The sequence below is a fragment of the Intrasporangium sp. genome, from assembly GCF_036566125.1.
Taxonomy (GTDB): Bacteria; Actinomycetota; Actinomycetes; order Actinomycetales; family Dermatophilaceae; genus Intrasporangium.
Map to the genome: position 1 here is coordinate 1 of NZ_DATCWX010000219.1, position 12,497 is coordinate 12,497.

Sequence of the window (12,497 nt, forward strand, 5' to 3'; positions counted from 1 at the left end):
CCGGCGGACGGCTGGCCCCACCCAGGGGCGAGGTCAACGAGCCCGGCCCACCCGTCCCGACCCCGCCAGCACCCGCACCGCCGACCGAGCCCGGGCCCACGGAGCCGGGCCCGCCGGCCCCAGCCGGCCCGAAACGGACCATCGGCGATGCGAAGGGCAGGCGCACCACCCCGGGTGAGACGGTTCGGGCCGAGGGCGACCCGGCCACGGGTGATCCCGCGGTGGACGAGGCCTACGACGGACTCGGGGCGACCTGGGAGCTGTGGTCAGCGGCATACGACAGAGACTCCTTGGACGGCAAGGGGATGCCGCTCCCGGCGACCGTCCACTACGGCGACCGGTACGACAACGCGTTCTGGGACGGGCGGCAGATGGTCTTCGGCGACGGCGACGGGGTCGTCTTCGACCGGTTCACCAGGTCCCTCGACGTCATCGGCCACGAGCTAGCGCACGGGGTCACCGAGCACACCGCGGGGCTGCTCTACCAAGGCCAGCCGGGCGCGCTCAACGAGTCGATCTCGGACGTCTTCGGGGTGCTCGTCAAGCAGTACGCCCTGGGCCAGACCGCGGCAGAGGCGGACTGGTTGGTCGGCGCGGAGCTGCTCCTGCCCGGCGTCCACGGGCGGGCGCTGCGCGACATGCACAACCCCGGCACGGCCTACGACGACCCCAATCTCGGCAAGGATCCGCAGCCCGCGAACATGGACGACTACGTCGTGACGGACAGTGACTCCGGCGGCGTGCACATCAACTCGGGCATCCCCAACCGCGCGTTCGTCCTCGCGGCGCTCGCCATCGGCGGTCATGCCTGGGAGGACGCCGGCGCGATCTGGTACGCGACGCTCACGGGCGACGGGATCCGCGCGGACTGCGACTTTGCCACGTTCGCGGGGCTGACCATCGCGGCGGCCGCGGACCGGCACGGTTTCGGCTCCGTCCAGCATTCCGCCGTTCGCTCCGCCTGGGACGAGGTCGGGGTGGCTGTGTCAGGCGAGGAGCCCACGCCGGCTCAGGAGGACGCCGCGGGCCCGCCCAGCGGCCCGGCACATGGCGAGGTACCGGGCGTGGACGCGGAGCTGCTCGTCCGTCGCACCGGTGGTTTCGCGGGGCTGGTCCGCGAGCGGCGGGTCGCGATCGGTGACCTGCCCGAGCGCGATGCGCGCGACTGGCAGCACCTCCTCGCCGCGCCCACGCTCCAACAGATCGCCGCGATCCCCAGCGGTGACCACCCCGATGCGTTCTGCTACGACGTGGTGTGCGCGCAGGTCGAGGTCGACGTCACCGTGCCCGAGCCGCACCTGCCCGAGGCGATCCACCAACTCTTCGAGCGCACCCTCTCCGACGGCTGAAACCCAGATCATTCCGTATGCCGCTGAGCTCGCCGGGTGCCGCCGGCGGGCTCAGCGGGTGGCTCAGTTGTCGGACAGGACGTACGGCGGGTGGTCAGCGGGGTCGTACGGCCCTGGATTCGGCGAGACGGCCGGTGCGACGACCTCGCACGATCCTTCGAGCGTGCAGGTGGACAGCGCCGATTTGCCCTGGCCGACGGCGTGCTGCACGGTGACCTTGCCACTCGTTCCGTCCATCGCGAACGACTGGCCGGACGCGACCTGGAGCACTACCTCCGCGTCGTCTGTCCGAATCAGGACGACGGGTTCGTAGAAGAACGTGCCGTCCGGCTTGACCCACTGGTCGCCCAGCCCGTCGACCTGTCCGTGGGCCAGCAGGTATGAGCCGTCTCCCGAGAAGGTCGTGATGCGGAGCGGGTGGCACAGGCGCCACATCGGTCGCAACGTCCGCAGGTCCCAGAGTTCCTGGCACTGCTGCTCCGACTGCTTGAGTCCCGACGGTGTCACCAACGCGATCTGGCGCGCCGCGTTGACGGCCGCGATCCTCGCGTCGATGTCGGTCGTCGTGGTGTCCGTGACGTCCCACTTCACCGAGGCGAACTGGTTGTTCCGCTCGGCTGCATAGGCCGTCGTTCCGATGAGGCCCACAGCCTCGTAGCCGCCGGGCGAGCCGTCGACCGCGCAGTCGCAGCTCTCGGCTGACAGACGGTTGAGCTGCTTGCCGGTGGCGTCGTAGTAGCCCAGGTCTCCGGCCTGGTTCGAGGCGAGGAAGTGGCTGCCATCGTCCGAGACGACCGCCCTGGAGACCGTGGGGAGACGGGTGATCTCGGTGCCGTCGGCGTCGAACACGAAGAGCACCGATTGGAAGTCGACCTGGCCCCCCACGAGGATGCCGCCGTCGCCAACGTGCGCAACGAACGTCGCCGTACCCACGTCAGGCAGGCGAACCGTCCGGCTGCCGTCACGGAACTCACCATCGACGAGATAGGCGATCGGGCTGGTTCCCGTCACCGGGCCACCGGACGGATCGACGACGACCGAGCTGTCGGCGCCTCTTGCCGTGATCGTCGGAGTCGTCTGCGGCTTGGGTGAGCCGGTGGTCAGCGACGGGGTCGGAACGGGCACCGTGGAAACCAGCGTAGGACTGGGATTCGCGGGCACCTGTCCGGCGCGGTTCGATCCGATGAGATTCCACCCGATCGGCACGGCGACGGCAACGGCCAGCGCTCCGGCTGCGACGGCGGTCGTCAGCTGCCGGCGGCGGTTGGCCAGGTCGCGGGCGATGGCACGCTCCGCGAGGTCCCCGGTGACGTTCACGCCCTGGCCGCGTTCGTCGAACAGGTCCTTGAGCCTGTGGTCCGGGCTGTTCATGCTGGGGCCCCGCTCATCCTCAGGCGCATTGCCGCCAGAGCGCGGCTGGTATGGCTCTTGACGGTTCCGAGCGAGCAGCCGAGGATCTCGGCGGTCTGTGCCTCGGTCAGGTCCTCGTAGTAACGCAGGACGAGCACCGCTCGCTGCTGCCGCGGCAGGGCCTGCACGTGCCGCCACAGGTCGAGCGACTCGGCCGGGTCGACCGCCGCGGGTGGTGCCGGGGGGTCGTGCACCTCGAGGACGTGGCTGCCGGCCGACTCCTTGCGGCGCACGATGCGACGCCAGCGGCTGTTGCGTTCGTTGACCATGATCCGGCGCACGTAGGCATCCGGCTGCTCCACCCCTCGCACGCGCTCCCAGTTGCGGTAGCACTTCGCGAGCGCGTTCTGGAGGAGGTCCTCGGCCGCGTCCCGGTCCCCGGTCAGGAGATAGGCGAGGCGCGCCAAGGTCTGCTCGCGGGCCTTGACGTAGTCCGTGAAGTCGGCCGTTCGAGCCGAGTCGTCCATGAGCGCTCCCCTGTCCACGCGCGCCACGGTTGTGGAGATCACACCCCTTCAACCCCGCGAGGTGGTCCACAGGTTGTCACGCAGCCCAGCAGATGTCGCCGGGTTTCTCCCCATGCCCGCAACACACCCGGCTATCGTCTGCCCACCCCTGCTGCAACAGGGGCGAGCACTCGATAACCGGGTGTGTTGCGAGGTTCGGGGGAGCGCCACTGGGCCGCTGAGGGGGCCGGTCGTGATCCTCCCCCCGGAATCCGGGGTCTTCGGGCGGCAAAATGCCCATCCCGGGCCGCTGAGGGGCATTTTGCGCTCCCGCGGACCGTTAGAATAATGGGGTAGCGGCTCGGCGTCGACGTCGAGCCGCCCGCATGAGGTTCTACGAGGAGAGACGTGTCAGACGCCGCGGAGACGACGACAGCCGAGAGCATCAACCACCCACTCGTCGACAATCGTCCCAACGGAGTCGACTATGACGCCAGCGCGATCACCGTGCTCGAGGGCCTCGAGGCCGTGCGCAAACGTCCCGGCATGTACATCGGCTCGACCGGTGAGCGGGGCCTGCACCACCTCGTCTACGAGATCGTCGACAACTCCGTCGACGAGGCGCTCGCCGGTTACGCCGACACGATTGACGTCACGCTGCTGGCCGACGGCGGGGTCCGGGTCAAGGACAACGGCCGAGGCATCCCGACCGACATCCACCCGGTGGAGAAGATCAGCGCGGTCGAGCTCGTCCTGACCCAGCTGCACGCCGGAGGAAAGTTCGGTGGCGGCGGCTACAAGGTCTCCGGTGGCCTGCACGGCGTCGGGTCCTCCGTCGTCAACGCGCTCTCGAAGACCCTCAAGGTCGGGGTGCGGCAGAAGGGTTACGTCCACCGGATGAGCTTCACCATGGGTGTGGCCGACGGCCCCCTCCGCCAGGAGGAGGCGACCGACGAGACCGGCACGACGATCACCTTCTGGCCCAACCCCGACATCTTCGAGTCGGTCCACTTCGACTTCGAGACGCTGCGGGCCCGGTTCCAGCAGTACGCCTTCCTCAACAAGGGCCTGACCATCAACCTCGTCGACGAGCGCATCGACCAGACCGAGGACGACGCGGTCGACCTCGACGGGGCCTCCGACGACATCACCGACGTCGTCGAGGAGGGCGACAACGGGCACGACGTTCCCGAGGCCGAGAAGAAGACGCTCAAGGCCAAGAAGGTGACCTACCGCTACGACGGGGGCCTCATCGACTACGTCCACCACCTCAACTCCTCCAAGCGGAGCGAGCCGGTGCACCCCGAGGTCATCTCGATCGAGGTCGAGGACAAGGCCCGGGCGATGTCGCTCGAGCTGGCGATGCAGTGGACCAGCGCCTACAGCGAGTCGGTGCACACCTACGCCAACACGATCAACACGCACGAGGGCGGCACCCACGAGGAGGGGTTCCGCGCCGCGATGACGAAGCTCATCAACGAGTTCGCCCGCAAGCAGAACCTGCTCAAGGACAAGGACGAGAACCTCACCGGTGACGACGTCCGCGAGGGCCTCACTGCAGTGATCTCGGTCAAGCTCGGCGAGCCGCAGTTCGAGGGGCAGACCAAGACCAAGCTCGGCAACTCCGAGGTCAAGGGCTTCGTCCAGCGCGCCATGACCGACGAGTTCGGACACTGGCTGGAGACCCACCCGAACGAGGGCAAGGACATCGTCCGCAAGTCCATCCAGGCCGCGGCCGCGCGCATGGCCGCCCGGAAGGCTCGCGAGGCGACCAGGCGCAAGGGCCTGCTCGAGTCCGGCGGCCTACCCGGCAAGCTCAAGGACTGCCAGAGCAAGGACCCGAGCATCTCCGAGGTGTTCATCGTCGAGGGCGACTCGGCCGGCGGCTCGGCGACCCAGGCACGTAACCCCTACACCCAGGCGATCCTGCCGATCCGCGGCAAGATCCTCAACGTCGAGAAGGCCCGGATCGACAAGATCCTCGCGAACCAGGAGGTCCAGGCCCTCATCTCGGCGTTCGGCACGGGAATCGGCGAGGACTTCGACCTCAGCAAGGCCCGATACCACAAGATCATCCTGATGGCCGACGCCGACGTCGACGGCATGCACATCCGCACGCTGCTGCTGACGCTGCTGTTCCGGTTCATGCGCCCGCTCATCGAGGCCGGCTACGTCTACCTCGCTCAGCCACCGCTCTTCCGGCTCCGCTGGAGCAACGCGCCCCACCAGTTCGCCTACTCGGACCGCGAGCGCGACGGCCTCAGGGAGCTCGGTGAGGGCAATGGTTGGCGGCTGCCGAAGGACAACCCGATCCAGCGTTACAAGGGCCTTGGCGAGATGAACTACGGCGAGCTCGGGGAGACGACGATGGACCCGGAGACCCGGACTCTCCTCCAGGTGACCCTCGACGACGCGGCCAAGGCGGACGAGGTCTTCGCGGTGCTCATGGGCGAGGACGTCGAGTCCCGACGGACCTTCATCCAGAAGAATGCCCGGGACGTGAACTTCCTCGACATCTAGCCAATCGAGTGAACAACTTCGGCTCTTTTCGCACGAAGGTTGCCGTGTGGAACAAAGCAGAAGTTGTTCACTCGATTGGAAAGCCCGCGGCTGGGAGTGCACGTTGCACGAGGAGCGAGCTCAGCGGCATACGGCCCAAACTCTTGAAACTGACGTAACGACAAGGGAACTGACGTGAGTGACGATCTGCCCCCCATCGACGGCAACGAACCGCCTGAGGAGGACTTCAGCCACGAACAGGGCACGGCGCCCGTCGCGCGTGAGCCCGGCCAGCACGACCGAGTCGAGCCGATCGACCTCAACACCGAGATGCAGCGCTCGTACATCGAGTACGCCATGTCGGTCATCGTGTCCCGTGCGCTGCCCGACGTCCGCGACGGGCTCAAGCCGGTGCACCGGCGCATCGTCTACGCGATGTACGACGGCGGCTACCGGCCCGACCGCGGTTACAACAAGTGCGCGCGTGTCGTCGGCGACGTCATGGGTCACTACCACCCGCACGGTGACTCGGCGATCTACGACGCGCTCGTCCGGCTCGTGCAGGACTGGTCGATGCGCTACCCGCTCGTCGACGGCCAGGGCAACTTCGGGTCGCGCGGCAACGACGGTGCGGCCGCGGCGCGGTACACCGAGTGCCGGATGGCCCAGATTGCCATGGAGATGGTGCGGGACATCGAGCAGGACACCGTCGACTTCGTCCCGAACTACGACGGCAAGACGATGCAACCGTCCGTCCTGCCGAGTCGCTTCCCCAACCTGCTCGTCAACGGCTCCGCCGGCATCGCGGTCGGCATGGCGACGCAGATCCCGCCGCACAACCTGAGGGAGGTGGCCGAGGGGGCGCAGTACTACCTGCGCAACCCGGACATCTCACGTGAGGAGCTGCTCGAGGCCCTCCTCGGGATCATCAAGGGTCCCGACTTCCCGACGGGCTCGCTCATCATGGGCCACCGCGGCATCGAGGACGCCTATCGCACGGGGCGTGGCTCGATCATCATGCGAGCCGTGGTCAACGTCGAGGAGATCAGGAACCGGCAGTGCCTCGTCGTCACTGAGCTGCCCTACCAGGTCAACCCGGACCAGCTCGCGGTCAAGATCGCCGACCTCGTCAAGGACGGCAAGGTCGGCGGCATCGCCGACATCGCGGATGAGACGTCGGGACGCACCGGCCTGCGCATCGTCATCACGCTCAAGCGTGACGCCGTTGCCAAGGTGGTGCTCAACAACCTCTACAAGCACACCCAGCTGCAGACGAACTTCGGCGCGAACATGCTCGCGCTCGTCGACGACGTGCCGCGGACGCTGCCGCTCGACGGCTTCATCCGCCACTGGGTCGAGCACCAGATCGAGGTCATCAGGCGGCGCACCGAGTTCCGGCTGCGCAAGGCCGAGGCCGAGATCCACCTGTTGCGCGGCTACCTCAAGGCCCTCGACATGCTCGACGAGGTCATCGCGCTGATCCGTGGGTCGCGCACCGTCGAGGAGGCCCGCGACGGCCTGATCCGGCTGCTCGACATTGACGCCGACCAGGCGCAGGCCATCCTCAACATGCAGCTGCGCCGCCTCGCCGCCCTGGAGCGGGAGCGGATCCAGCAGCAGCACGACGAGCTCCAGCAGCTCATCGACGAGTACCGCGCGATCCTCGCGTCGGTCGAGCGCCAGCGCCAGATCGTCTCGGAGGAGCTGCAGGCGATCGTCGACAAGTACGGCGACGACCGGCGCACAGAGATCGTCCCCTTCGACGGCGACATGTCGATGGAGGACCTCATCCCCGAAGAGGACGTCGTCGTCACGATCACGCGAGGTGGGTACGCCAAGCGGACGCGGACCGATCTCTACCGGTCGCAGCGGCGCGGCGGCAAGGGCGTCAAAGGCGCCCAGCTGCGCGGAGAGGATGTCGTCGAGCACTTCTTCACGACGACCACGCACCACTGGCTGCTCTTCTTCACGAACCTCGGCCGTGTCTATCGGGCCAAGGCGTACGAGCTGCCGGAGGGCAGCCGCGACAGCAAGGGTCAGCACGTCGCCAACCTGCTCGCCTTCCAGCCGGGCGAGCAGATCGCGCAGGTCCTCGCGATCCACGACTACGAGGCGGCCGACTACCTGGTGCTCGCGACGCGTGCGGGTCTGGTGAAGAAGACGCGGCTGCGCGACTACGACTCGAACCGCTCGGGTGGACTGATCGCGATCAACCTCCGGGATGGCGACGAACTCGTCGGGGCCCGGCTCGTGGCACCTCAGGATGACCTGCTGCTCGTGTCGCGCAAGGGCATGTCGGTCCGCTTCACGGCAACCGACAGCGCCTTGCGGCCGATGGGACGGTCGACCTCGGGTGTGACCGGGATGAAGTTCAAGGGCGATGACACGCTCCTGTCGATGTCGAGGGTGCCGAGCGGAATCGAGGGCATCGACGTCTTCGTCGTCTTCGAGAACGGCCTCGCGAAGCGGACGGCCATCACGGAGTACCGCGTGCAAGGCCGTGGCGGCACCGGCATCCAGGTTGCCAAGCTCTCCGAGAAGGGCGGCGACCTCGTCGGGGCGCTCACGGTGACGGAGAACGACGAGGTCATGGTCGTCATGGAGAAGGGCAAGATCGTCCGCTCCAGGGTGGACGAGGTCCGCCACACGAGCCGCAGCACCCAGGGTGTCAAGTTCGCGACGCCCGACCCGGGCGACTCCATCGTCGCCGTGGCACGCAACGCGGAGTCGGTCACGGAGGAGGAGCTGGAGGAAGTCGGCGACCTCGAGGGCACCGCACCGACGGCGCCGATCACTACGGTTCCGAGCACCGATGGCGTACCGTCGGACAAAAGCGACCAGGCGACGAGCCAGTCGTCGGACGGCGACAGTGGAGGTGACGAATGAGCACGCCCAGCTCTGAGGGCTACGGGACGAGCGGATATGGCGGCTCGGGCCCCGCTTCGACGTCGACCGGCTCGGGAGCCTCGGCATCCTCGAGTGGGTACTCGAGTGACTACTACGGCGCGTCCTCTGGCTACGGCTCCGGCTCGCCCTCAGGTGCGGGGGAAGCCACGCTGTCGCGAGGGGCGATCACCTCCCGCACCCAGCCGACCCGTCCGGTGGGCGCCCAGCCCACCCCCACCCCACGGTCAACGCCTGCCGTGAGCCCGGCCGCAGCACAGACCTCCACAGCGCGGACCAAGGAAGGGAACCGCAAGTCGAAGGGCCCGCGCCGGGTCCGGCTGGCCGTCGCGCGGGTCGACCCGTGGTCGGTCATGAAGATGAGCTTCCTGCTCTCCGTTGCGATCGGCATCGCCGGCGTCATTCTGACCGCCGTGCTGTGGATGATCCTGTCGACGATGAACGTCTTCGCCGACATCGAGGGCGTCCTCCAGTCACTCCAGACGGCCGGGGGCGCCGACAACTTCTCGATCCTCGACTACGTCGGCTTCGGTCGTGTCGTGTCCCTGTCGATCGTCATCGGCGTCATCGACGTCATCCTCATGACGGCCATCGCCACAGTCATGGCCTTCCTCTACAACATCTGCTCGGCGCTCGTCGGCGGCATCCAGCTGACCCTCACGGACGACTGAGGCGCGCTGGTTCCGGGCGTGCGCGCGGGTCCAAGCTCACCGGCATACGGCATGTGTTTGGCCGTTTTGGTGGTCCCGCGACGCATCCGGTAACGTTTGCCCTCGCGTCAGGGATTCGGACTCCGCGTGCGACCCTGTCTGCAAGAGGGTGACGATGGGCCTATAGCTCAGACGGTTAGAGCGCTTCCCTGATAAGGAAGAGGTCGGAGGTTCAAGTCCTCCTAGGCCCACCATCACCAGCCGTCACGAGAGGAACACAGCATGCTCAAGCGTCTTGCCCTCGTCGCCGCAGCCGTCGGTGGGATCGTGTTCATCCGCAGCAAGGTCCGCCAGCAGCAGGCCGAGCAGGACCTGTGGAACCAGGCCACCGACGACGTCCAGGCCGAGGGTCCCGCCACACCGGCTCCCGCGCCCGCGGCACCTGCTCCCGCTCCGGCTCCGGCCGCTGACCAGGACACGCCGGCGGCAACGTCCTGACAACCCCCAGCGGGCCCTCGTGCCCCACACGGGGCCATGGCGCAATTGGTAGCGCACCTGCTTTGCAAGCAGGGGGTTAGGGGTTCGAGTCCCCTTGGCTCCACCACAGGTCAGAGGCCCTTTCCCGTTCTGGGAGAGGGCCTTATTCACGCCCGTACCCAGAAAAGTACTGCAACGGTGGTCATCCGAATCCCTCCCAGAGCCGCTTCAACGCCTCTCGCTGGCAGTCGACGAGACCTGTGACTGGGTTGCTGGCGCGTGCTGCTGGTGGCTATGGATCGGCACCACACCAGTTTCCGTTCACCGAGCTGGACGATCGCGCATCGGCCGAGTCATGTGGTGGATCGGATCGTCGGCGAGGAGTGGGCCCCGCGCAGCCACGAGCTGCGTGACTTGCTGACCCGGAACAGCATCCCGTTAGAGTTCTACGCCGCCGACTCGGAGGCCGGGCAGCAGCTCATACAAGGATTTCGCCATTGACGTGCGGCGCCTTCCCTTCGCGATCCACCACGACGGCTCCGATCAGCTGACCAGGCATTGGATTCCCAGGGCGCCAGGGCGAGATGCAGCAAACCCCGCCGTGGTTGCGGCGGGGCTCGATACGACAGGGCGGATCAGTGGGCGAGCTCGACCGGCTTGGCAGAGCCGACGTCGATGGCAAGGTCGCCGAGGTAGTTCTCGCGGAGCGAGAAGCGGTCTCGACTGTTGGTCTTGACCCAGTCAGCTGCCTTGGCGGTGGCCGCGTTGGCCTGCTCGTGGGTTTCCCACGTGCTGAGCGAGACGAAAGACGCCTTGTCGATCTGGGCAACCCCGTAGGACACGAAGCCGTTGCTCTTCTGGAACAGCGGCAACATCCCGGCCTTCGCCTGGCTGATGACCTCGTCGAAGGAGCCGGACTTGATGTCGTAGAGCGCGATGCGTGTGCAGCGCATGATGTGCCTTCCTGGTGGTGAAGCGGCCCGCGTGGTCCGGAGGCCGGTTCCATTACTGACAGTACGTTAGATCCACAAAACTAGCAAATTGATTCCTAGATCGAATGTTCAGGTATTGTCATGAGTCATGCCTTGGGGTTTCCTGACCAACCACGCTCAGGCGCTGCTGTGCATCGCCCGCGACCCAGGCGTGCGCCTACGCGAGATTGCCGCCACCCTCGGCATCACCGAGCGCGCCGCATTCGGCATCGTCACCGATCTGGTGGAAGCGGGCTACGTGCTCAAGGACAAGGACGGCCGACGCAACCGATACCGGATTCAAGGCGATCGGCCCCTGCCCGAGGCCCTCCTCCGTCAGCGAACGGTCGGCCAGCTGCTCAATCTCCTCGCCCAGACCGAAGCAGGCAGCCGCGATCACGCCTAGGCTCCCCGGCCGGCTGCGACGGCAGCGCAACCCAGGAGCGGCCGAGGCAGGAGCATCCCAGTCTCAATACAACCGGATGTGCCCACCCACGATGCTCATCCGGACCGAATCTGCTTGGCCAGCAGGCCAATCGCGGCAGATCGTGACGTTCGATTGGGACGACCCGCGAGGTCGTGCTCGGCCGTGCCCTTCTGGTCATGCCCCGGTCTCGCGTCTGGGTTGGGTGGCCCTGCCCCAGAACTCGTGCGGGTGTCGCTCAGGTTGCGCCGCCGCCGCCGGTCAGCAGGGCTACGCCGGCAGCACGTAGAAGTACATGAGCAGGTAATGCAGGAGCGCTGCCACGACCACCAGCAGGTGCCAGAGCTCGTGGAAACCAAACACGCCGGGCCACGGATTCGGCCTCTCGATGACGAAGATCACGAAGCCCGCGCTGTAGACCAGCCCTCCCGCTCCCATCAGCACCAAGGCCCCCAGTGGCAGCGAGACGTCGGCGCCGACCAGCAGGACCGTTAGCCATCCCAAGGCGATGTAGAGGGTGTTCGTCACGTACTTCGGCACCTGCCGCCACACCGAGCGGAACACGATCCCCAGCACCGCGATGGCCCACACCGCGCCGAACACCGTCCAGCCATACGTGGTGCGGAAGAGCACCAGCACGAGCGGCGTCACCGTGCCTGCGATCAAGAAGAAGACCGAGTCGTAGTCGAGGGTGCGCAGCACCTCGTTGACCCGCGGGCTCCTGTCGAGGCCGTGGTGAAGGGCGCTGAACACGAACAGCGACACGAGGGAGACGCCGTAGATGCTCCCCCCGACGATCTTCCACGGCTCGCGCTGCGCGGCCGCCTGCGAGATGAGCAGGCCAGCGCCCACGAGGGCGAAACAGGCGCCGAACAGGTGGGACACGGTGTTGAATCGCTCATCGGTCACATGGATGCTGCCGTCCCTGCTTCTTGGTGGTGTTTCCACAGAGCCGCTTTCCCGCGATGTTCGCGCACTCAACCGTCAGGCCAGGACGCACTGGAGGTGCTGAACATCGCGGAGTTTACCGATCCTCGCCGATCGAGCACTGCCCAGACCGCGATCGCTGCAGCGGTCCCGCGACGGCCGAACGCCGTGTCGACAGCGGACAGCCTGGGATCCTGAGATCGCCGCCCACGGCCCCCGTTCAGCTCCACCGTCGTGGAGGTGACTGCGGCACAACCGAATCCGGTCTACGTGGGCACGCTGCGGCGCTTATGAGCCGGGCGAGGCGAGCTGTCTGCGGCATGGCGAACCCCTCGTGGTAGCACGCGGCCATCAAGGGTCGTCCGCCCCTCGTGGACACAAACCCCACACGCCGCTCACCACCTCGATTGCCGCTGTGCAGAGACCGACGACCAGCAGGG

Annotated in this window: 10 protein-coding genes and 2 tRNA genes; 8 read left to right on the top strand and 4 right to left on the bottom strand. The window is 67.2% G+C overall.

The window, feature by feature from the left end; genetic code table 11:
• On the top strand, positions 1 to 1,349 hold a 1,349-nt coding region (locus VIR15_RS13420), incomplete at its 5' end, for a protealysin inhibitor emfourin (RefSeq protein WP_331928442.1).
• A gap of 63 nt (positions 1,350 to 1,412) precedes the next feature.
• Here the strand turns inward: VIR15_RS13420 and VIR15_RS13425 are convergent.
• On the bottom strand, positions 1,413 to 2,720 hold the full coding sequence (locus VIR15_RS13425; protein ID WP_331928444.1) for a hypothetical protein: 1,308 nt from the start codon (positions 2,718 to 2,720) through the stop codon (positions 1,413 to 1,415).
• Complete coding sequence (locus VIR15_RS13430; protein ID WP_331928446.1) at positions 2,717 to 3,226, bottom strand: SigE family RNA polymerase sigma factor; 510 nt, start codon at positions 3,224 to 3,226, stop codon at positions 2,717 to 2,719. Before VIR15_RS13430 ends, VIR15_RS13425 begins: the two co-directional genes overlap by 4 nt.
• Positions 3,227 to 3,649: 423 nt before the next feature.
• On the opposite strand from VIR15_RS13430, the gene gyrB reads away from it, so the two are divergent.
• The 6 genes from gyrB (at position 3,650) to VIR15_RS13460 (ending at position 9,862) form a co-directional block, all read left to right on the top strand.
• Positions 3,650 to 5,725, top strand: a complete 2,076-nt coding sequence (gene gyrB, locus VIR15_RS13435; RefSeq protein WP_331928458.1) for a DNA topoisomerase (ATP-hydrolyzing) subunit B — start codon at positions 3,650 to 3,652, stop codon at positions 5,723 to 5,725.
• A gap of 174 nt (positions 5,726 to 5,899) precedes the next feature.
• Entirely contained in the window at positions 5,900 to 8,590 is a 2,691-nt protein-coding gene (gene gyrA, locus VIR15_RS13440; protein WP_414654962.1) for a DNA gyrase subunit A, read from the top strand.
• Positions 8,587 to 9,279 (top strand): DUF3566 domain-containing protein, encoded by a 693-nt coding sequence (locus VIR15_RS13445; RefSeq protein ID WP_331928448.1) that lies wholly within the window; start codon positions 8,587 to 8,589, stop codon positions 9,277 to 9,279. The genes gyrA and VIR15_RS13445 overlap by 4 nt, the downstream gene beginning before the upstream one ends.
• Positions 9,280 to 9,435: 156 nt before the next feature.
• A tRNA-Ile gene (locus tag VIR15_RS13450) sits at positions 9,436 to 9,512 on the top strand.
• 28 nt (positions 9,513 to 9,540) lie between these two features.
• Positions 9,541 to 9,756, top strand: coding sequence for a DLW-39 family protein (locus VIR15_RS13455; protein ID WP_331928450.1), 216 nt, complete (start codon positions 9,541 to 9,543; stop codon positions 9,754 to 9,756).
• A gap of 30 nt (positions 9,757 to 9,786) precedes the next feature.
• Positions 9,787 to 9,862: transfer RNA gene (locus tag VIR15_RS13460), tRNA-Ala, on the top strand.
• A 508-nt stretch (positions 9,863 to 10,370) separates the two neighbouring features.
• Here VIR15_RS13460 and VIR15_RS13465 read toward each other — a convergent pair.
• Positions 10,371 to 10,688, bottom strand: coding sequence for a hypothetical protein (locus tag VIR15_RS13465; RefSeq protein WP_331928452.1), 318 nt, complete (start codon positions 10,686 to 10,688; stop codon positions 10,371 to 10,373).
• A gap of 127 nt (positions 10,689 to 10,815) precedes the next feature.
• Here VIR15_RS13465 and VIR15_RS13470 point away from each other — a divergent pair, with 127 nt between their 5' ends.
• Entirely contained in the window at positions 10,816 to 11,112 is a 297-nt protein-coding gene (locus tag VIR15_RS13470) for a helix-turn-helix transcriptional regulator (protein ID WP_331928454.1), read from the top strand.
• Between the two features lie 288 nt (positions 11,113 to 11,400).
• Here the strand turns inward: VIR15_RS13470 and trhA are convergent, their stop codons facing one another.
• A complete protein-coding gene (gene trhA / locus VIR15_RS13475; RefSeq protein ID WP_331928456.1) occupies positions 11,401 to 12,039 on the bottom strand; it encodes a PAQR family membrane homeostasis protein TrhA in 639 nt (212 codons plus the stop codon).
• Positions 12,040 to 12,497: the final 458 nt, after the last annotated feature.